Raw genomic sequence first — 20,396 nt, forward strand, 5'->3', positions numbered from 1 at the left:
GCTTAGTGGCCACGTAATAAAAAGAGTCTAGCGCTTGTATTAATCCTCATTTATGCCGCTAACAATCCTTCGGACTGAGGGTCTTGTGTACTTCTCCGTAGGATCTGTTTCCGGTAAGTCCTCGCTTCGCCTCCACTCCCCGTCATCAAAAGCTTGATATATAGAAAATGCAGGCTGGAGAGTCGCCTCTAGCATCCCCAGATCAGTGATAGCGGTAAAAACGCCATTCATAACATCGCTACAGAATTCATAGCCGAAAGACTGAGCCAGATAACTTTCAGCTACAAACCACGATATTTCATTCAATGCTTGTGCACGACTAACATTGAAACACGTGCAGATACTCTGAAGCTCATCCAACGCTATACCATCTTTACTGGCCTGAACACACAACTCCATCAGAGTACCTTTGGGCAACACTAAGAGCATGAGATGCATCCTTTGTCATTGATCTGACATCCTGTCCCGTCAGATAACTCAATAGTGGGTAGCCAGCAAAGCAGACTAGCCGCCAATCACACGAACATTCATACGGAAATAAGCCGGGAACACAACTCGTAAAAACACCGCAAAATGCCCCTTCCGGGCACGCCCCCGGAGCGAAGCGCAGGGCCGAATGACGGGGCAAGATTTTTTGGTTTCATTTTATGGGCCGGCCAACCGGTAACTGACAAAAGAAACTCGCCCGAGAAGGGCGAAACCCTTTTAAAAGCCAAACGTCACCTACGAGACCAACGCCAACTGCTTTACCAATTGGCGCAGCTTCAATCTCACCTCACGCCACTTCCACCTCAGCCTTCGGCCTAGGCTTCCGAAACACCAACACATTCCCCACCATCACCAGCGCCAGCCCGAACAACGCCGCCGTCGTCCACTGATAACCCTCCGCAAACACTGAGATATTCAGCGCCACCACCGGGAACAATACAGTGCAATAAGCCGCCCGCTCCGGCCCCATGCGCCCGACTAGCGTCAGGTAAGCGGTAAAACCAATCACCGAGCCGGGGATGGCGAGGAACAGCAGGCTGCCGACATAACGCGTCGTCCATTCAAAACCGAACGGTGTGCCCATCACCACACACAGCGCCACCAGCATCAGTGCGCCGTAGAGCATGCTCCAGGCATTGGTGGTCAACGGCCTGAAACCGGCTTTCTGTTGCAGGCTGGAGAGCATATTCCCTGCGGAGAAACATAAGGTGCCGAGCATGGCTAAACCGATGCCCAACAGGCTTTCGCGACTGGCTTCATGACCGGCCAGCTCCGGCCAGAACAGAAAGCCCAGCCCGAGCAAACCGAAGCCGCCACCGATCAGCACATTGGCGGAGATTTTCTGCTTGAAGAACAACCACGAATTCAGCGAATTCCACAGCGTGGCCATGGAGAAGATCACCGCAATCAGTCCACTTGGAATCCAGCGGCTGGCGTTGTAGAAGCAAATGAAATTGAGGCAGAACAGCGCCAGCCCTTGCAGCAGACACAGGGTCTGCCCGCGTCGGTCAAGACGTTGCAGGCGGCCAGTGAGCAGCAGGAAGGCGAACAGCACCAGCGCTGCCAAGCCGAAGCGGTAGGCGATGGAAGCGGTAATCGCCACATCGCCCAGCTGCATTTTCAGGGCAATCCAGGTGGTGCCCCAGATCAGTACGGTCAACAGGTAGAGCGAAATGTTCATCAACAGACTCCTCACAGATGCGAGTAGTCTGCCGCACATCCCACTCAAAGCGATTGCATAACCTTGCGCTTTTTAAATCGACTGTTGATTCACTCTGCGTGAAAGCTCCTCCGCCGTCTCCTTACGCTCGGAATAGCGATCCACCAGCTCCGGCTTATCCCGCAGTAGCAGGGTGAAGCGCACCAGTTCTTCCATCACGTCCACCACACGGTCGTAGTAAGAAGACGGCTTCATCCGCCCCGCTTCGTCGAACTCCAGAAACGCCTTGGCCACGGAGGATTGATTGGGGATGGTGAACATGCGCATCCAGCGCCCCAGTACGCGCATCTGGTTGACCGCATTGAACGACTGCGAGCCGCCGCACACCTGCATCAGCGCCAGGGTTTTGCCCTGAGTCGGACGAATTGCGCCCATGGTCAGGGGAATCCAGTCGATCTGGGACTTGAACACGCCGGTCATTGCACCGTGGCGCTCGGGCGAGCACCAGACCATGCCTTCTGCCCACAGCACCTTCTCTCGCAGCTCCTGCACTTTGGGGTGATCCTCCGGCGCATCATCCGGCAGCGGCAAGCCGCTGGGATTGAAGATGTAGGTCTCGGCACCAAAGGCTTGCAGCAAGCGCGCCGCCTCTTCTGTGAGCAAGCGGCTATAGGAGCGCTCGCGGGTGGAACCGTACAGCAGCAGGATGCGCGGTTTCTCACCGCTGATTGCCGGGATTTTCAGCAGCTCGGGATCAATATTGGGCAGGTCGGCAGGCATAAAAACTCCAAAATCAAAGGCTAGCGATACGGCTCAGCTCAGCGTGCAGGGCCTCACGGCTCAAGGTAGTGGGCTGTGCGTCAAAGAACGCCTGCACGCGGCGGCGAATGATGGCGACGCATTGATCAAATGCAGCCTCGATTTGCTCCGGGGTACCTTCCACATCGGACGGGTCAGACAGGCCCCAATGCGCCTTTTGCGCGGCACCGAAGTACACCGGGCAGGCTTCTCCGGCAGCTTTGTCACAAACGGTGATGACGATGGCCGGGTTCAGCGCTTCATGCGCATCCGTGCCTTTGCTGCTGAGGCCCGTCACCGGCACACCAGCACGCTGTAAGGCTTCAATCGCCAGCGGGTGCACTTCACCCTTAGGGAAGCTGCCCGCACTGTGGCCACGAAAACCTGCGGGTGCCAGTTGGTTGAAGATGGCCTCAGACAGAATGCTGCGGCAGCTGTTGGCGGTGCACAGGAAAAGTACGTCCATGACTCTTTCAACTCTCAAGAAGTAAATGAATTAACCGCATGCACCCAGGCGTTCCGGCCTGTTGCGCATGTTTTTCAGCTTGTCGCTGTTATCTGCCAGCCATTGCTGATTGGCCTGCAACGTGGTGTTCAGCACCTGTACGGCCCACTCGGGCAGCTCCGGGTGAAGGCGGTAATAGACCCACTGGCCGCTGCGGCGGTCTTGCAGCAGACCACAGTTGCGCAGTTGGGCCAGATGGCGGGAGATTTTCGGCTGACTGTCATCCAGCGCCGCCATCAGCTCGCAGACGCATAACTCGCCTTCAGCAGCGATCAACAGCGCCATGCGCACGCGGGTTTCATCTGCCAGGCACTTAAACAAGGTCAGCGGATCAATGGCTTCCGTTTGCATTTCCACACCTACCGATAAATTCGATTTGCCGAATATACAGATTTCCATATATCTTGAAAACCATATATTCAACTCACCGGTATTTGATCATGTCTGAACCAACCGCTTCCTCTTCATCAGCGCCGTTAGGGCGCTTTGAGCGTTATCTGTCAGTTTGGGTATTACTGTGTATGGTCGTCGGTACCCTGCTCGGCCTCTACGCGCCTAGCGCTGCACAGACTATTGGCAGCCTTGAAGTGGCTCACGTGAATCTGCCGGTCGGCGTGCTGATCTGGGTGATGATCATCCCCATGCTGATGAAAATTGACTTCCGCGGGCTCAACGAGATCTACCAGCAACGCGCTGGCATGGCCGTCACCCTGACCGTGAACTGGCTGATCAAACCCTTCACCATGGCGTTTCTGGCCTGGCTGTTTTTGCGTCATGTGTTTGCCGACTGGCTGCCTGCTGATCAGATCGACAGCTATGTGGCGGGCCTGATTCTGCTGGGCGCGGCGCCCTGCACGGCGATGGTGTTTGTGTGGAGCAACCTGTGCAGCGGCAACGCTAACTTCACCCTGAGCCAGGTGGCGATTAATGACCTGGTAATGGTGTTTGCCTTTGCCCCCATCGTCGCCCTGCTGCTGGGCGTTTCGGCGATTCCGGTGCCGTGGGCCACTCTGCTGTTGTCGGTGGTGATGTACATCATCATTCCGCTGATCATTGCCCAATGGCTACGCGCCCGGTTGCTGCGTCGTGGTGAGGAGGCGTTCAACAACGCCCTCAAACGCCTAGCTCCAGCCTCTATCATTGCTCTGCTGGCTACACTGCTTCTGCTGTTCTCTTTCCAGGGCCGGAACATCGTTGAACAGCCTCTGATCATCGCCCTGCTGTCCGTGCCGATTCTGTTGCAGACACTGTTTATCGCCGCGCTGGGCTACTGGATGTGCCGCACGCTGAAAGTACGTCACGATATCGCAGGCCCCGCAGCCATGATCGGCGCCTCCAACTTCTTTGAGCTGGCTGTAGCGGTGGCGATCGTTCTGTACGGTTTCAACTCAGGCGCGGCGCTGGCCACAGTGGTCGGTGTTCTGATCGAAGTACCGGTGATGCTCTGGCTGGTGCAACAAATCAACCGCAGCAAGGTCTGGTACGAATCGCGCTGAATCCATCCTGCTGCGAGGCCAATTGCACAAACTTGCGCTTTTGTTCTGCAAGGGGCTGGCAGCCGCTCAAGCCAAGCGTAGGATGATTAGCGGAAGGAGGAGCTATGTCCCAACTTGAGCATCTACAGGTATTTCAGAGCCTCAACAACTCGCCTCATGCCAGCCTGCAACGCAGTGCCGAGCTGGGTGACGGGCTGGCTGCGGCTATCTGGCAGAACCGTCACGATGCCCAGAATTATCACGCTCCGACTCACCACACCTTGTCCTGCTACCTAAGTGGCGGCACCCGCACATTCCGCCGGGATGCACCGCACAGCAAGGGCGCACCGGACAAGCTGTGCATCCTCCCGGCCGGGCATCAGTCGGCGTGGGTGATCAATGGTGAAGTGCAACTGGCGCACCTGTATATCAGTCAGGAACAGTTCGCTCTGGCCGCCATGCGCCTGCTGGATCGAGAACCCCGTGAGCTGCACATGCGCGAAGGCACCTATGTGGATGACCCGCAGCAAGCGCAGCGCTTCCGCCAGTTGTGTCAGCTCGACTGGAACGAGCCCGGCGAACGCCTGCTCACCAGCAGCCTGGCTCATGAGCTGATCCAGCACACTGTCTTTTCACAAGTTGAACGGCGTCAGGGCGTGCAGCTTAAAGGTGGCCTTGCTCCCACTCTTAGACGCCACGTTGTGGACTACATTCAGGTCAATCTGGCCAGCCCGATCACCCTGGGTGAGCTGGCGCAACTCTGCGCGCTGTCCGAATACCACTTCGCCCGCATGTTTCAGAAAAGTTTTGGCCTGCCACCGCACCGTTATGTGCTGGCCCAGCGCCTGCGTCACGCCCAGTCCCTGCTGCAACATACCGACCAGCCCCTAAGCGCCATCGCTCAGGCCTGCGGTTTTGCCAGCCCGAGTCACTTCAACAACCGTTTCCGTCAGGCCCATGGCGCAACGCCGGGGCAGTATCGCAGTGCTTTTCGCCCCTAAACAGGACATGACCTTTCATCCGCGAGCAAATGGCCTGCATTGAACTGACCTCTCCTTATCTATAAACCAGCTCGGTTTACTGCCAAGTGGTATTAGCACCACCTGCTATTGCCCGTGAGTCTGTGTAAAAATCACCGGCTGTCTTGAGGAAAGGCTTTTTGATTTTGCGTTCACTTATTTGTCGGATCAGTTTCAATTGATGGCGCTCGATATCCTGCACCTGCGCGAGGAGGACTGGCGCGCAGAATTTGATGAAGGGGATTTCACCCGGGGCCAGCAATACGCGACTCAGGGGCGAAGCCGCTTACTCAGCATTAAGGAAAGTACCTTACAGGCCAACTGCTGGGGTTCGGCGGTCAATGCCTATCAACAACGCATCGTCCTGCAGCCGACCGAACGCGGCTGGAACGTGAACGGCAAGTGCAGCTGCCCAGTGCGCGCCAACTGTAAACACGTGGCCAGCGCCCTGCTGACCCTGCAAGCCTTGCAGGAACGTGGTGAAGACCTGTCCTCGCTGATTGTCAACGAGACGAAAATCCACGAAGAACGTCTCGACAACCTGCAACCCAAAGCCGTGCTCAGCCTTGGCAGTTTAGTCCGTGTGCACTTCGACGCTCGCAAAGGCCGCATGCTGGAACAAACCCAGCATCGTGCCGCGCTGGCCTTTGATTATGACGGTCATCTGGCCACCGGTAAGCAGAACAAAGAGCTGCTGGTACGGCTGACGCCTGAACACCACCTGCGCATTACCCGCGACTTGAGCGCTGAAGCCCTGCTGCGCAAGCGTCTGGAACAGACCGGCCTGCAAGTCGCCCTGCGCCAAAGTGATGCCCTGCCGGAAAGCGCTGGCGAAGCTTATGAGCATCTGAACGAAACCGCCTGGCTGCATTTTGTCCGCGAGCAACTGCCGCAACTGCGCCTGGAAGGCTGGCAGGTCAACATGCAGCCGGACTTCCAGTTCAACCTGGCGCAGATTGATGACTGGTACGCGCAGGTCGATGAAGACCCGGAGCAAAGCTGGTTCGATCTGGAACTGGGTATTGAGGTCGAAGGCGAGCGCATCAGCCTGCTGCCTGTATTGCTGCAAGCCATCCGCCGTACGCCCTGGCTGCTCAACGGCGAAGCGCTAAACAAGCGCAATGACGACGAACTACTGCTGGTCAGCTTGCCCAACCACAAGCGCGTCGCCCTGCCGCTGGCCCGTCTGAAGCCTCTGCTGGCCACGCTGGGTGAACTGTTTGTGCGTGAGCCGGGCGAATCGTCCCAGCGCATCCGCATGTCCAAACTTGATGCCAGCAAACTCAACCATCTGCAAACCGGCCCGAGTTTTTCATGGCAAGGCGGCAGTGAACTCCGCGACTTTGCCTCACGCCTGCAAGCGCTGGAAGGTAAAGAGCAGCAAACACCAAAAGACCTGCAGGCCGAATTACGTTCCTACCAGTTGCAAGGGTTGGCCTGGATGCAGGGGCTGGCCGAGCTGAATGTCGGTGGGTTGCTGGCTGATGACATGGGCTTGGGCAAAACCCTGCAAACCCTCGGGCATATCCTCTGCGAACACCAAGCCGGTCGCTTACAGCATCCCGCACTGATCGTGATGCCCACCAGCCTGATTCCCAACTGGCAGGATGAAGCGGCACGCTTCACACCTCAGCTCAAAGTACTGGCCTTGCATGGCGCCAAGCGCCGCAGCCAGTTCAAACTGATCCCCGAGCATCAGATCATCCTTACTACCTACGCCTTGCTGCCCCGCGATCTGAAAGCGTTGGGTGCCTATCGCTACCGCCTGCTGATTCTCGATGAAGCGCAAAACATCAAAAACCCGCGCAGCAAGGCCGCCAGCGCCGCCAGCCAGTTGCAGGCAGATCAACGCCTGTGCCTGACGGGTACGCCGCTGGAAAACCACTTGGGCGAATTGTGGTCACTGTTTAACTTCCTTATGCCGGGTTGGTTGGGCGATTACAAAAGCTTCAATCAGGACTACCGCGTTCCGATTGAGAAAAACGGCAACGAGCAACGCCTTGCGCACCTGACCGGACGCATCAAACCGTTTATTTTGCGGCGCACCAAAGAACAGGTAGCCAGCGAACTGCCGCCGAAAACCGAGATTATCCAATGGGTTGAGCTGACCGCCGCCCAGCGCGACCGCTACGAAACCTTGCGCCTGGCCATGGACCAGAAGGTTCGTGCCGAAGTGGCCCGCCAAGGTTTGGCCCGTAGCCAGATCGTCATCCTCGAAGCCTTGCTGCGCCTGCGGCAGGCCTGCTGCGACCTGCGCCTGCTGGATGAAGAAAGTACGCTGACCAGCGCCGACTCCGGCAAACTCAGCGGCTTGCTCGACATGCTGCAAGAACTGTTCGCTGAGGGCCGCAAAGTGCTGCTGTTCTCCCAGTTCACCCGCATGCTCGCGCTGATCGAAGCCGAACTCCAGGCCCGGCAAATCCCTTACGCCAAACTCACCGGTGATACTCAGGACCGCCGCACCCCGGTTGAACGCTTTCAGGCGGGCGAGCTACCGATCTTCCTGATCAGCCTGAAAGCCGGCGGTGCAGGCCTTAACCTTACCGCCGCCGACACCGTGATCCACTTCGATCCGTGGTGGAACCCCGCCGCCGAAGCCCAGGCCAGCGACCGCGCCTACCGCATCGGCCAGGACAAACCCGTGTTCGTCTACAAAATGATTGCCCGAGGCAGCGTAGAAGAGAAAATCCAGCAGCTGCAATATGCCAAAGCCAACCTGGCCAAAGGTGTGCTGGCGGGCGGTAGCCAAAGCCAGTTGCAGCTGAGTGAAGAGGATTTGCAGGCGTTGTTTGCGCCGCTGGAAGACTAATCGAGTCGCTCACCATCAGCTCAAAAACTGATGGTGAGGGTGCTACGACTTACCAGTTATATGAAACACCAACCTGTGCGCCCACTTCGCTGAAATCAATCCCATCAGCGGCCTGGCTGTTGATCTCACCCCACCCGCGCCAGCCAGACGACAGGTTCACCTGCACACCCGCCTTGGTTTCGATCATGTCACGCGGTGTGTTACGGCGCAGACTCTCTCCATCCACACTGATAGCGGCTTTATTACCACCCAACCACCAATTTACCGCCACATACGGATTTACCGGATGCTGGCCAGAAGATGTTTCACGACTGTATAAACGCACGCCCAAACGAGTAGTGATAGCCTCATCACTCTCGTCCCTGACAACGGTGCCGTTGCTCTCCACAACACGATCAGCGTCATACTCGCTGTATATCACCTGTAGCTGCGGCTCGACGTAAACACCACGCTGTTCGTTACGACTTAACGGCAGGGTATAACCGGCTTCGGCAGAGGCAGTCCAGCTGTGCGATTTATAGTTTTCCTCGGGCAACCCATCACCTCGGACGCTGTTGTGGAAACGGCCATATTGCAGCCAACCATCCACATAAACACCGCCCTCCATTTTCGCATCCTGCAACCAGGTACCATAAAGCCCCACGCTGCGCCCTTCGACCTCGCCACGCGCGGCATAACCCGTCACCTGCGAGCGGCTGCGATTGCTAGCGCGCCCTTGGCCCAGCATCACCCCGGCCTGTAACTCGCCGCCAGTGTCCGTGGCAAGGCGTCGGCCAATCCCCAGCAGCATGCTGGAGGCATCGCCCTCAACGTGAACCTGCTGACTGTCCTCACGCTTATTCGGCTGACTGTCGCGTGCATGCATCCACACAATTGTCTGGCCATCACTGCCAGCCTTAGCTGCCGGATCGCCTGCGCGATCATACAAACCGTGCTGAAACATGCTTCGGGCCGCGCGCTGGTTGGCCACATACACCGCTGGCTCGGGCCGTTCAACCTGGGGCTTGGAGGGGGTGGGCCCAGGTTGCGGCTCTGGCTTTGGCTTTGGCTTTGGCTTTGGCTCTGGCTTTGGCTTTGGCTTTGGCTCTGGCTCTGGCTCTGGCTTTGGCTCTGGCTCCGGCTCCTCGCTCTGATTCAGCTCCGAACGCAGATACCAGTTGCCGTCATTCGGCGTGCTTACACCGCCCTTGAACAGGAAATAATCGTACAAACCCGCAACGGCGCGACCTTGCAGCGTAAACTCTGCTTCAGACCGCCCAGCTACGCTAATCAGACGGATCCCCTCACTGGTCTGGGCACCTGCACCGCCTGCATTTAGGACACCTACAGTGGCAGTCCCGCTACTGTTGCCCTGAATGATCAATTGATCGCCCAATGAGGCATCATCACCGAGCGCGCGATTGAACAGCCAATGTCCACCTTGACCGACATAATCACCGGAAACCGTAACGGTTTTGAAAACGCCACCAACAGGCGCCTCAAAAACAACGGTACCAGCATGGTTAAATGTGCCCATACTGGAGTTAGCTAGTACATTCCACCGACTGCTGCTATCCAGCGCAAGTTGTGATACCTGATACCCGGAATTATTGAGCAGCGAGCCACTGAATACAGTTCCGTTTTTTAATTGCATGTCCAAAAAGGCAGTGGCACTGTCCACTGCCACATCACCACGCAAAACACTGGCGTCAGAGGTAAAATCAATACGCCCTGTTGCAACAGTGCGGCCATCAGTAAATACAGTGTCGCTCACCCGCAGCATCAGACCTTTACCTTTAGCCGCAGTGACATCACTTCCATTAACAACCAAAGCGTGGTTGCTACCCTGCTGCCAGAACGCTGGCCCACTGAGTGTTTCAATAGTGCTGTCGTTGAATGTTGCTAGGTTCCAATAGTTACCAAACTCAGTCAGGTAAGAACGATACGCTCCAGCCCCCTCGCCACTCATTAAGATATTCAGACCAGAAGCATGATCAATTCTGCCAGTGTTCATTTGCACAATGCCGAAGCTGTTATCACCATCCGACTGGATTGTGACGTCCTCAAGGTGAGCTCTGACAGCATATCCCCCAAGGAAAAGACCACCACCACCATCTCCCATGACCCGGATATTACTTTCACTTGCCGTTACACGACTAAGACCCGCTGTTGAGCTGGTTAGGCGTAAGCCATACACGTAGTCGCCATAGGTAGTAATCTCCGAACGCTGAATATTTGCCTGGCCACCGAAGATATCAACACCATGCCCGAGATTATGATTCCATGTATTGATCGCACTGTCTGACAGCTGCAAATACGACTCCTCAGCCATCCAGACCCCTGAGTAGCCATCACGCACATTAAAAACTGCATCACGAGCAACGACTTTGGCCCAAGTATTGAGATTGATGCCATAGCCACCAAACGTAGTGAAACGTCCACCAACAATTTCTGCAGCGCTATACTGCCTCTGCAGGCGGTTCCCCATCACGCGTAAGCTGCCGCCCTCAGAATTAGCAGTTACATTTTCAAGGTGCAGACTGCCCGCGTTGCTGACGTCAAACCAACCTCCCTCCAAACTTGAGTTATAAATTTCGGCACGACTGCCAGCGTCAGAAACATTAAAACCAGAAAGAATGCTGGTAGGCGCCATGGATAGCTGGCTATCACGCACGGTCAAAAATCCGCCCAAGCCTGCGCGAAAGCGTCCTTCTTTCTCTGTGGAAAGCGTTAAATCGGTTATATGAAGTTCACTACCAGCACCATATGAACTAAAGGTGTATATCGACTCAGCCTGCGTAGCATCACCTTGGCCATACCGAATGACACCGCCGTTATGTGCCTGCAAGCCAGCTGAACCTATGCCATAGCCTCCCAGCCCAATCCTGATATTGGTGGCATCAATAACGCTGCCGACACCCGTCGCGTAAAGAGTATTACCATCTGCAAATACTACTGCATCCCTCAGGGTTATTTGTCCACCACCAGAAGCATGCACACCGCCACCACTGCCCAGTGCCTCGATGTGGCTTCCATTAATAGTTGCCGAACTGCCTGATCCACTGACCCAAACAGCTTTGCTGCTTCCAGAAGCCCTTACGACATCCTCCTCACCCAATAAAATACTGGAGCCGTTATTTATATAAAGTGGGCCGTGAGTAGCAGCATGAACTGGTAATACCATCCATAGCGCATTAGCTAAAAAGCTGGGAACAAGCGAGAAACGTGAATAGCGCCGACCAATAACTTTATGGCGAGTAGAAGCTTTACTCATGCAGAAGTAATTCCTTATGCTCGACGACATAGCGCCGACTTATTCCTTAAGTGCATGTTGAGTGGCGTTTTAATTCACACCCATATACATTGAGCCAATAACTTTTAGCTGCAACACCACACACTAGTCATGCCTGCGCATCCAATGGCTAGCGCCACATGCGTAATCAATAGCAACTGAAAGCCTCGGAGACTCGAGATTGACCGCATAATCGTCTCGAACACTCCGGTAAGAAGTACAACGCAGGACAGCTGGGCAGCAGAGAAGATAATCAGTGCTCAGTCAGCTCAATTGCCGACATACCCGAAGAGCAAATCCTATAGAGATGCGACTAAAAGTCATTGAAGGAAAACCCTATACAACTGTAGGAAGTTCCTGAAATATGAGACTTGCAGAAGTAAATAGCCTAATGGCCCAGCGAGAGATAAACATATCCATAACTAAAAGGCGCTTTCGCGCCTTTCATGTATCGTCAGTTCTTATCAATCAAATCCCCGCCATTTACATCCAGCGGTCGCTTCGACGGGAATCTGTAGGACGCATAACGCACCACCAGCACCGAGAGCGACAAAATCAAAATTCCGGCGCAGATATACACAAGCCCCAAGTCTGGCTTGTTGTGGTGGGATACATCACCGATCAGGTAGCGGGTCAGCGCCGTAATAGCGATGTAAAGCAGAAAGCGGATTGGCAGGTGGTTAGTTTTGAAGTAGATGCCGATCATCGCGCCCATTTCGAGGTAGATAAACAGCAGCAGGATGTCGTCGATGCTGGCGGAACCTTTGTCCACCATGCCGATGAAGGTAAACAGTGCAGACCAAACAGTGGCTGCGCCGATTACAAATAGCCCCAGAAGGTGAAAGCCCTCAACCATCAAATTACCCAGTGAGTTTGCACTGTGATGCATCGCCTCACGGGCGCGTTCAGCCCACTTCATTCTCTGCCCCCCGGTTAGATCCAAATACTGCAAGTTCTTACCCATCATCACTGCCTGAGGAGCAGGACGGCCTGATTGTGCAACGGATTGCACGACCTTACTAAGAACTCTTCACGCATGCGGCAACTCGCCGCGCCTGCGTTATGACTCGATTTTTACGCCTGTCATAACCACTTTCGGCAGATAGATAGCCTCAGCATTTCCCATACCGGCCAGTTCCCGGATTCCTTTACTACTATTCAAATGGTTACGCGTGCTTTATCCTTCGCAAAACTGTATGAATAACCAGTATTTCAACCATTAGCATAAAGGCGTAGAGGTGATGAATGGCCGTCGAAGTGGTGTACCGCAGCAGCCGGGATCTGGAGCGTTTGTTTATGGATAAAGCCGAAGCCGACCGCTATGACAAGATGCTCGAACTGGCTGAGTTGCTCACCGATGTGCTGCAAAAAGCAGTCCCCTCCCTCAGTGAGGAACAAGGTGAAGAACTGGGCATTTACATGGCCAAAAACCGCGACATTTTCGCCAGAGCCTTCAAAAACCAGCCAGATGCGCTGGCCGAGCTGGGTTCTACCGCAGAGGCCGAAGCGTAAGTCAGGCACGAAATGCTTCAATGTCTGGCATTGGAGCATTTCTTAATCACGGCCCAGCACACGGATTTACCCATCCAATAAAAACCACTGGACGAAGGCTCCAACCTTGGCTACAAAACCCGGAACACCGGGAGAATGCCATGGACCCTCGCGCTGCTTGCCTCGCCTGCCTGGAACGACCAACTCCTGCCTTATTTGAGGCTGCGCTGTGGGTGGCAGCCGAACATCACCCAGATGTTATTCCCGCCGAAGTCCTTAAACAGCTCAACCTCCTGCAACTCCAGGTCAGCCATGCATTACCCAATGCTCCAGCTCAGGAGCTGGCCCAGCCTCTGTTGCGCCGTTTAAGTGAACTGGACTTCCATGAAGACGACGAATACCCCATCCGCCCGCAAGCAGCGCTGATGCACCGCGTCGTGCAACGGCGACGTGGTCAGCCGCTATCCCTTGCCCTATTGGCAATCGAGCTGGCAAGGCGACTGGATATTCCATTGCAAGGCGTCTCATTTCCCGGCCATTTCCTGCTTCGGGTGCCTGGAGCAGACCACCTTTTGGACCCCTGCAGCGGGCGGCGCCTGTATACCCGCGAATGCCGCGAGCTGCTGCAACGCCATTTCAACGCTCAAGTTGAACTCAGTGCCAACCACATGCGGACCAGCACGCCTCAGCAAATCATTCAGCGTCTATCACGCAATCTCCGCCAACTGCACCTGAATAATGATGAACCGATGGCGGCTCTGCACGATGCTGAGCGGGTCTTGCTGCTTGGCCAGCCATCACTCAATGATTACTTGGCCCGAGCTGACATCTACAGAATCCTGGAATGCCCTCACGCGGAAAAGTTCGACGTGCAGAATGCTCTGCTGTTGTGTGAAAACGCCTCCCAGCGACTGGAGCTGACTCAGCGTCTGCAATCGTTGAAATCAGCTCCGGCTCTTCATTAAGGCCGCCATGTAACAAAACAAATACACCGTATTGATTTAAATACACAACACCCCAAGCGACCCGAATCTGCCTAATCACGACTAAAACGCCCATCAACAACAGTCCCAGCTGACTGGCCGGCTAAAGATGTATTGAATTCAATACAGCCTCTCCCCCCTCTCATTGCCTAGAAACGCTCGCTAAGCCCCTAAAACTATGGCTTTCAGCCTTATGGCACTGCACTTGCACATAGCCCATGGATTTTGACCCGTCCTGCTCACGAATGCAGGCGACACACACCGCCCCAGGGGCATCGCTGAAATCAGCGACAACACTTCAAGGAGTTTCCATGAGCGAGTTGCGTTTTACCGTTGAGCACGAATGGCTGCGTCAAGACGCCGATGGTCTGATCACCGTTGGCATCACTGATTTCGCGCAAGACGCTCTGGGTGACGTGGTTTTCGTCCAACTGCCTGAAGTGCAGAGCTACTCTCAAGGCGATGAAGTTGCCGTGCTGGAGTCGGTTAAGGCGGCCAGCAACATCACCATGCCGCTGGATGGCGAAGTGGTTGAGATCAACAGTGAGCTGGAAGGCAGCCCGGAGTTGGTCAATGAAGACTCACTGGGTAAAGGCTGGTTCTTCCGCTTCCGCCCATCTAACCCAGCTGCGATCAATGACCTGCTTGACGAAGCCGGTTACCAAAACCTGATCAAATCCAACGGCTGAGACCCTGCGATGACCAAGCTGAATACCCAGAACGAATTTGTCGCCCGCCATATTGGCCCACGCGAAGCTGATATCGCCGCCATGTTGGAGCTGCTGGGCTTCGACAGCCTGGATGGCCTGACCGACAAAGTCATCCCAGACAGCATCAAAGGCAGCAGCGTACTCGGCTCGCTGCCTGGGCTTTCTGAGGCTGATGCACTGGCGAAAATCAAAACCATCGCCAGCAAGAACAAGCAGTTCAAGACCTACATCGGCCAGGGTTACTACGGCACCCTGACGCCCAGCCCGATCCTGCGCAATTTGCTGGAAAACCCGGCTTGGTACACCGCTTACACGCCTTATCAGCCTGAAATTTCTCAGGGTCGCCTTGAAGCCCTGCTGAACTTCCAGACCCTGATCAGCGACCTGACCGGCATGGAAATCGCCAACGCCTCACTGTTGGACGAAGCCACCGCCGCAGCGGAAGCCATGACCTTCTGTAAGCGCCTGTCGAAAAACAAAGGCAGCAATCGCTTCTTCGCTTCCGTGCATTGCCATCCACAAACCCTCGACGTGCTGCGCACCCGCGCCGAACCGCTGGGTATTGAAGTGGTTGTGGGCGATGAAGCCAGTATTAGCGACCCGGCTGAATTCTTCGGCGCGCTGCTGCAATACCCGGCCAGCAATGGCGACATCTTCGATTACCGCGAGTTGGTTGAACGCTTCCACGCAGTGAATGCACTGGTAGCGGTGGCCGCCGACCTGCTGGCCCTGACCCTGCTCACCCCGCCGGGCGAGTTTGGTGCCGACGTAGCCTTGGGCAGCGCCCAGCGCTTTGGTGTGCCGCTGGGCTTTGGTGGCCCGCACGCCGCCTACTTCGCCACCCGCGATGCGTTCAAACGCGATATGCCGGGCCGTCTGGTCGGCATGTCCATTGACCGTTTCGGCAAGCCTGCTCTGCGTCTGGCCATGCAAACCCGCGAACAGCACATCCGCCGCGAGAAGGCCACCAGTAACATCTGTACCGCTCAGGTGCTGCTGGCCAACATCGCCAGCATGTACGCGGTTTACCACGGCCCGAAAGGCCTGATTGAGATTGCCGAGCGCACCCACGCACTGACTGCCATTCTGGCCAAAGGCCTGAAAGCGCTGGGTTACAGTGTCGAGCAAACTCACTTCTTCGATACGCTGACTGTCGCTACCGGTGCTCAGACTGCTGCGCTACATGCCAAAGCCCGCGCTGCCGGGATCAACCTGCGTGAAATCGACGATCAGCGCCTGGGCCTGTCTCTCGATGAAACCACCGATCAAGCCGCAGTTGAAGCGCTGCTCAATCTGTTTGCCGATGGCAAGACCGCTCCTAAATTTGATGAGCTGACCACTGGCATCAGCAGCCAGTTGCCGCAAGGCCTAAAGCGTCAGTCGGCCATTCTTGAGCACCCGGTATTCAACCGCTACCACAGCGAAACCGAACTGATGCGCTACCTGCGCAAACTGGCCGACAAAGACCTGGCGCTGGATCGCAGCATGATTCCGCTGGGCTCCTGCACCATGAAGCTCAACGCCGCCAGTGAAATGCTGCCGATCACCTGGCCTGAATTCGGCAACCTGCACCCGTTCGCACCAGCTGAGCAGAGTGAAGGCTACAGCCAACTGACCAGCGAACTGGAAGCCATGCTCTGCGCGGCAACCGGTTATGACGGCGTATCCCTGCAGCCAAACGCGGGCTCCCAAGGTGAGTACGCGGGTCTGCTGGCCATCCGCGCCTATCACCTGAGCCGCGGCGATGATCAGCGCGACATCTGCCTGATCCCGCAATCGGCCCACGGTACCAACCCGGCAACCGCCAGCATGGCCGGTATGCGTGTTGTGGTAACCGCGTGCGACAGCAACGGCAACGTCGACATCGCTGACCTCAAGGCCAAGGCTGAAGAGCACCGCGAGCGTCTGGCGGCGCTGATGATCACCTACCCGTCCACCCACGGCGTGTTTGAGGAAGGCATCCGCGAGATCAGCCAGATCATCCACGACAACGGCGGCCAGGTGTACATCGACGGTGCCAACATGAACGCCATGGTCGGCCTGTGCGCACCGGGCAAGTTCGGTGGCGACGTATCTCACTTGAACCTGCACAAAACCTTCTGCATCCCCCACGGCGGTGGCGGCCCAGGCGTTGGCCCGATTGGCGTGAAAGAGCACCTGATCCCATTCCTGCCGGGTCACAACAACATGCAGCGCAAAGAAGGTGCGGTCAGTGCAGCACCGTTTGGCAGCGCCAGTATCCTGCCTATCACCTGGATGTACATCACCATGATGGGCGGCGAAGGCCTCAAGCGCGCGTCGCAGATGGCCATCCTCAACGCCAACTACATCGCCCGTCGTCTGGAAGAGCACTTCCCCGTGCTCTACACCGGCAGCAATGGTTTGGTGGCCCACGAGTGCATCCTCGACATCCGCCCAGTTAAAGACTCAAGCGGCATCAGCGTAGACGACGTGGCCAAGCGCCTGATCGACTTCGGCTTCCACGCGCCGACCATGTCATTCCCAGTGGCGGGCACGCTGATGATTGAGCCGACCGAAAGCGAATCCAAAGAAGAACTGGACCGCTTCTGCGACGCCATGATCGCCATCCGCAACGAAATCCGCGCGGTGGAAAACGGCACCCTGGATGCCAACGACAACCCGCTCAAGAACGCGCCGCATACCGCGCAGGAGCTGGTTGGCGAGTGGACCCACAGCTACAGCCGTGAGCAAGCCGTGTACCCGCTTGCCAGCCTGATTGAGGCCAAATACTGGCCACCGGTAGGCCGTGTCGACAACGTGTACGGCGACCGCAATCTGGTCTGTGCCTGCCCGCCTATCGAGGCGTATCAGGACTGATAACACCTGCGGCCCGTGCATCCGCGGGCCGCAGTTTGTTTCACGTTTCAAACCCGCAGTGCCCACCGGGCAGGGTTATTAGCACCTACAAAAAATTCACGTGAGGCCGCATCTATGTTCAGCAAACACGATCAACTGCAAGGTTACGACGACGCCCTACTCGCGGCGATTAATGCAGAAGAACAGCGTCAGGAAGACCATATCGAGCTGATCGCATCGGAAAACTATTGCAGCCAGCGCGTCATGCAGGCGCAAGGCAGCGGTCTCACCAACAAATACGCCGAAGGCTATCCGGGCAAACGCTATTACGGTGGTTGCGAGCATGTAGATAAAGTCGAGCAGTTAGCCATTGAGCGCGCCAAGCAGCTGTTCGGCGCAGACTACGCCAACGTCCAACCGCATTCCGGCTCTTCCGCTAACAGCGCGGTATATCTGGCCCTGCTGAATGCCGGTGACACAATTCTGGGCATGAGCCTGGCCCATGGCGGGCACCTGACCCACGGCGCCAAAGTGTCCTCCTCCGGCAAGCTGTACAACGCCGTGCAGTACGGCATCGACGAGCAAGGCCTGATCGACTACGACGAAGTCGAGCGTCTGGCGGTTGAGCACAAGCCGAAAATGATCGTCGCCGGTTTCTCCGCCTACTCGCGCACCCTCGACTTTGCCCGCTTCCGCGCGATTGCGGACAAAGTCGGCGCACTGCTGTTTGTCGATATGGCCCACGTGGCTGGTCTGGTCGCAGCAGGCCTGTACCCGAACCCGATTCCGTTCGCCGATGTGGTCACCACCACAACGCACAAAACCCTGCGTGGCCCACGCGGCGGTCTGATCCTCGCCAAGGCCAACGAGGAGATTGAGAAGAAGCTCAACTCAGCCGTATTCCCCGGCGCTCAGGGCGGCCCGCTGATGCACGTGATCGCCGGTAAAGCCGTGTGCTTTAAAGAAGCGCTGGAGCCTTCGTTCAAAACTTATCAGCAACAAGTGATCAACAACGCCCGCGCCATGGCGGAGGTATTTGTCGGCCGTGGCTACGATGTCGTCTCCGGCGGCACCGATAACCACCTGATGCTGATCAGCCTGGTCAAGCAAGGCCTGACCGGTAAAGCGGCCGATGCCGCACTGGGCAACGCCCACATCACCGTGAACAAGAACGCCGTACCGAACGATCCACAATCGCCTTTTGTAACTTCCGGCATCCGCATCGGCACTCCAGCCGTCACCACCCGTGGTTTCAAGGAAGGTGAATGCCGCGAGCTGGCCGGTTGGATCTGCGACATTCTCGATGAAATCGAAAATCCGGAAGTCGTTGAGCGCGTTCGTGGGCAAGTGGCAGACCTTTGCAAGGTTTTCCCGGTCTACGCTGAGTAAGCAGGCAGTTGCATCGGGCGCCGCTAACCGCTGCGCCCGATGATGTTACCCACAAGGACGACTTAGACTCGCAGGCGGAGAATTGCATGTCACTCAGTGTGTTTGATCTGTTCAAGATCGGCATCGGCCCATCCAGCTCCCACACCGTTGGCCCGATGCGGGCTGCGGCGCGGTTTGTTGAAGGGCTACAGCGTGAAAACCTGCTGGCCAGTACCCACAGCATCCGTGCCGAGCTGTATGGCTCACTCGGAGCGACGGGCAAAGGCCACGGCAGCGACAAAGCGGTTTTGCTCGGCCTCGAAGGCGACCACCCGGACAGCATTGATACCCGCACGATTGATGCGCGACTGGCAGATATCCGCGCCAACAAGACGCTGAAGCTGCTGGGCGAGAAGACCATCCGCTTTGTGGAAAAAGAACACCTGTCGTTGATTCGTAGGCCCCTGCCCTACCATCCCAACGGCATGATCTTCCGGGCCTTCGATGAGGCCGGCCTGCAAATCCGCAGCCGCGAGTACTACTCGGTAGGTGGCGGTTTTGTGGTGGACGATGAAGCCGCCGGAGCTGACCGTATCGTCGCCGATCAGACGCCCCTAAAATTCCCCTTCACCACGGCCAAGCAGCTGATGGAGCATTGCCACCAGCAGCAGCTTTCCATCAGTCAGGTGATGCTCGCCAATGAAGCTGCCTGGCGCAGTGAAGAGGAAACCCGCACTGGCCTGCTGCATATCTGGCAGGTGATGCAGGATTGCGTCAGCGCAGGCTGCCAGAACGAAGGCATCATGCCCGGCGGGCTCAAAGTGAAACGCCGTGCCCCGGCGCTTCACCGCCAACTCAGCAAGAACCCTGAAGCCAGCCTGCGCGATGCTTTGAGCGTGCTGGACTGGGTCAACCTGTACGCACTGGCAGTCAATGAGGAAAACGCCAGCGGCGGCCGTGTAGTCACTGCTCCGACCAACGGCGCAGCGGGCATCGTCCCGGCGGTGCTGCATTACTACACGCGCTTTATCCCCGGTGCCAATGACGATGGCGTTGTGCGTTTTCTACTCACAGCCGCCGCCATTGGCATTCTCTACAAAGAGAACGCCTCAATTTCTGGTGCAGAAGTCGGCTGCCAAGGCGAAGTCGGCGTGGCCTGTTCCATGGCCGCCGGAGCGCTGTGTGAAGTGCTGGGCGGCAGCGTTGAGCAAGTGGAAAACGCCGCCGAAATCGGCATGGAACACAACCTCGGCCTGACATGCGACCCCATCGGCGGGCTGGTTCAAGTGCCCTGCATCGAACGCAACGCCATGGGCTCAATCAAGGCCATCAATGCTGCACGCATGGCCTTGCGCGGCGATGGCCAGCATTTTGTTTCGCTGGATAAAGTCATCCGCACCATGCGCCAAACCGGTGCCGACATGAACAACAAATACAAGGAAACCGCACGCGGCGGCCTGGCCGTGAACATCATCGAATGCTGATCAAGCGTGCTGTCCTGA

15 protein-coding genes are annotated in these 20,396 nt (G+C 56.6%); 9 read left to right on the forward strand and 6 right to left on the reverse strand.

Features of this window, described 5'->3' with window-relative positions; genetic code table 11:
- Window positions 1-775: 775 nt before the first annotated feature.
- The 4 genes from WG219_16445 to WG219_16460 form a co-directional block, all read right to left on the reverse strand.
- Window positions 776-1,669 (reverse strand): DMT family transporter, encoded by an 894-nt coding sequence (locus tag WG219_16445; protein ID WXL24884.1) that lies wholly within the window; start codon window positions 1,667-1,669, stop codon window positions 776-778.
- A 72-nt stretch (window positions 1,670-1,741) separates the two neighbouring features.
- Window positions 1,742-2,428 carry an arsenical resistance protein ArsH gene (gene arsH / locus WG219_16450; GenBank protein WXL24885.1) on the reverse strand — a complete coding sequence of 229 codons (687 nt, stop codon included), beginning with the start codon at window positions 2,426-2,428 and terminating at the stop codon, window positions 1,742-1,744.
- A gap of 13 nt (window positions 2,429-2,441) precedes the next feature.
- Entirely contained in the window at window positions 2,442-2,912 is a 471-nt protein-coding gene (locus tag WG219_16455) for an arsenate reductase ArsC (GenBank protein ID WXL24886.1), read from the reverse strand.
- Window positions 2,913-2,942: 30 nt separating this feature from the next.
- Window positions 2,943-3,302 (reverse strand): metalloregulator ArsR/SmtB family transcription factor, encoded by a 360-nt coding sequence (locus tag WG219_16460; GenBank protein WXL24887.1) that lies wholly within the window; start codon window positions 3,300-3,302, stop codon window positions 2,943-2,945.
- Window positions 3,303-3,391: 89 nt separating this feature from the next.
- Between WG219_16460 and arsB the strand changes: the two genes are divergently transcribed.
- The 3 genes from arsB (at window position 3,392) to WG219_16475 (ending at window position 8,254) form a co-directional block, all read left to right on the forward strand.
- A complete protein-coding gene (arsB, locus tag WG219_16465; GenBank protein WXL24888.1) occupies window positions 3,392-4,447 on the forward strand; it encodes an ACR3 family arsenite efflux transporter in 1,056 nt (351 codons plus the stop codon).
- 104 nt (window positions 4,448-4,551) lie between these two features.
- On the forward strand, window positions 4,552-5,427 hold the full coding sequence (locus tag WG219_16470; protein ID WXL24889.1) for an AraC family transcriptional regulator: 876 nt from the start codon (window positions 4,552-4,554) through the stop codon (window positions 5,425-5,427).
- Window positions 5,428-5,626: 199 nt separating this feature from the next.
- Window positions 5,627-8,254: a DEAD/DEAH box helicase gene (locus tag WG219_16475; GenBank protein ID WXL24890.1), complete on the forward strand. Its 2,628-nt coding sequence runs from the start codon at window positions 5,627-5,629 to the stop codon at window positions 8,252-8,254.
- A gap of 49 nt (window positions 8,255-8,303) precedes the next feature.
- Here WG219_16475 and WG219_16480 read toward each other — a convergent pair whose 3' ends face one another.
- Both WG219_16480 and WG219_16485 read right to left on the reverse strand, forming a co-directional pair.
- Window positions 8,304-11,507, reverse strand: a complete 3,204-nt coding sequence (locus WG219_16480) for an autotransporter outer membrane beta-barrel domain-containing protein (protein ID WXL24891.1) — start codon at window positions 11,505-11,507, stop codon at window positions 8,304-8,306.
- 472 nt (window positions 11,508-11,979) lie between these two features.
- Window positions 11,980-12,444 carry a phosphate-starvation-inducible PsiE family protein gene (locus WG219_16485; protein ID WXL24892.1) on the reverse strand — a complete coding sequence of 155 codons (465 nt, stop codon included), beginning with the start codon at window positions 12,442-12,444 and terminating at the stop codon, window positions 11,980-11,982.
- 326 nt (window positions 12,445-12,770) lie between these two features.
- On the opposite strand from WG219_16485, the gene WG219_16490 reads away from it, so the two are divergent.
- From WG219_16490 to WG219_16515, 6 genes are all read left to right on the forward strand, one after another.
- Window positions 12,771-13,037 (forward strand): YebG family protein, encoded by a 267-nt coding sequence (locus WG219_16490; GenBank protein ID WXL24893.1) that lies wholly within the window; start codon window positions 12,771-12,773, stop codon window positions 13,035-13,037.
- 140 nt (window positions 13,038-13,177) lie between these two features.
- Window positions 13,178-13,981 (forward strand): transglutaminase family protein, encoded by an 804-nt coding sequence (locus WG219_16495; protein ID WXL24894.1) that lies wholly within the window; start codon window positions 13,178-13,180, stop codon window positions 13,979-13,981.
- 329 nt (window positions 13,982-14,310) lie between these two features.
- The gene (gcvH, locus tag WG219_16500) at window positions 14,311-14,688 is read left to right on the forward strand and encodes a glycine cleavage system protein GcvH (GenBank protein WXL24895.1); all 378 of its coding nucleotides are present in this window, start codon (window positions 14,311-14,313) and stop codon (window positions 14,686-14,688) included.
- A 9-nt stretch (window positions 14,689-14,697) separates the two neighbouring features.
- Complete coding sequence (gene gcvP, locus WG219_16505; GenBank protein WXL24896.1) at window positions 14,698-17,547, forward strand: aminomethyl-transferring glycine dehydrogenase; 2,850 nt, start codon at window positions 14,698-14,700, stop codon at window positions 17,545-17,547.
- Window positions 17,548-17,661: 114 nt separating this feature from the next.
- Window positions 17,662-18,915, forward strand: a complete 1,254-nt coding sequence (glyA, locus tag WG219_16510) for a serine hydroxymethyltransferase (protein ID WXL24897.1) — start codon at window positions 17,662-17,664, stop codon at window positions 18,913-18,915.
- A gap of 86 nt (window positions 18,916-19,001) precedes the next feature.
- The gene (locus WG219_16515; GenBank protein WXL24898.1) at window positions 19,002-20,378 is read left to right on the forward strand and encodes an L-serine ammonia-lyase; all 1,377 of its coding nucleotides are present in this window, start codon (window positions 19,002-19,004) and stop codon (window positions 20,376-20,378) included.
- The last annotated feature ends 18 nt before the right edge of the window (window positions 20,379-20,396 follow it).

The sequence above is a fragment of the Pseudomonas mendocina genome, assembly GCA_037482215.1.
GTDB classification, from domain to species: domain Bacteria; phylum Pseudomonadota; class Gammaproteobacteria; order Pseudomonadales; family Pseudomonadaceae; genus Aquipseudomonas; species Aquipseudomonas mendocina_E.

Bases quoted from the DNA above. Each gene is read 5' to 3' on its own strand.
- WG219_16445 (WXL24884.1), bottom strand. From the start codon at position 1,669: ATGAACATTTCGCTCTACCTGTTGACCGTACTGATCTGGGGCACCACC.
- arsH (WXL24885.1), bottom strand. From the start codon at position 2,428: ATGCCTGCCGACCTGCCCAATATTGATCCCGAGCTGCTGAAAATCCCG.
- WG219_16455 (WXL24886.1), bottom strand. From the start codon at position 2,912: ATGGACGTACTTTTCCTGTGCACCGCCAACAGCTGCCGCAGCATTCTG.
- WG219_16460 (WXL24887.1), bottom strand. From the start codon at position 3,302: ATGCAAACGGAAGCCATTGATCCGCTGACCTTGTTTAAGTGCCTGGCA.
- arsB (WXL24888.1), top strand. From the start codon at position 3,392: ATGTCTGAACCAACCGCTTCCTCTTCATCAGCGCCGTTAGGGCGCTTT.
- WG219_16470 (WXL24889.1), top strand. From the start codon at position 4,552: ATGTCCCAACTTGAGCATCTACAGGTATTTCAGAGCCTCAACAACTCG.
- WG219_16475 (WXL24890.1), top strand. From the start codon at position 5,627: ATGGCGCTCGATATCCTGCACCTGCGCGAGGAGGACTGGCGCGCAGAA.
- WG219_16480 (WXL24891.1), bottom strand. From the start codon at position 11,507: ATGAGTAAAGCTTCTACTCGCCATAAAGTTATTGGTCGGCGCTATTCA.
- WG219_16485 (WXL24892.1), bottom strand. From the start codon at position 12,444: ATGAAGTGGGCTGAACGCGCCCGTGAGGCGATGCATCACAGTGCAAAC.
- WG219_16490 (WXL24893.1), top strand. From the start codon at position 12,771: ATGGCCGTCGAAGTGGTGTACCGCAGCAGCCGGGATCTGGAGCGTTTG.
- WG219_16495 (WXL24894.1), top strand. From the start codon at position 13,178: ATGGACCCTCGCGCTGCTTGCCTCGCCTGCCTGGAACGACCAACTCCT.
- gcvH (WXL24895.1), top strand. From the start codon at position 14,311: ATGAGCGAGTTGCGTTTTACCGTTGAGCACGAATGGCTGCGTCAAGAC.
- gcvP (WXL24896.1), top strand. From the start codon at position 14,698: ATGACCAAGCTGAATACCCAGAACGAATTTGTCGCCCGCCATATTGGC.
- glyA (WXL24897.1), top strand. From the start codon at position 17,662: ATGTTCAGCAAACACGATCAACTGCAAGGTTACGACGACGCCCTACTC.
- WG219_16515 (WXL24898.1), top strand. From the start codon at position 19,002: ATGTCACTCAGTGTGTTTGATCTGTTCAAGATCGGCATCGGCCCATCC.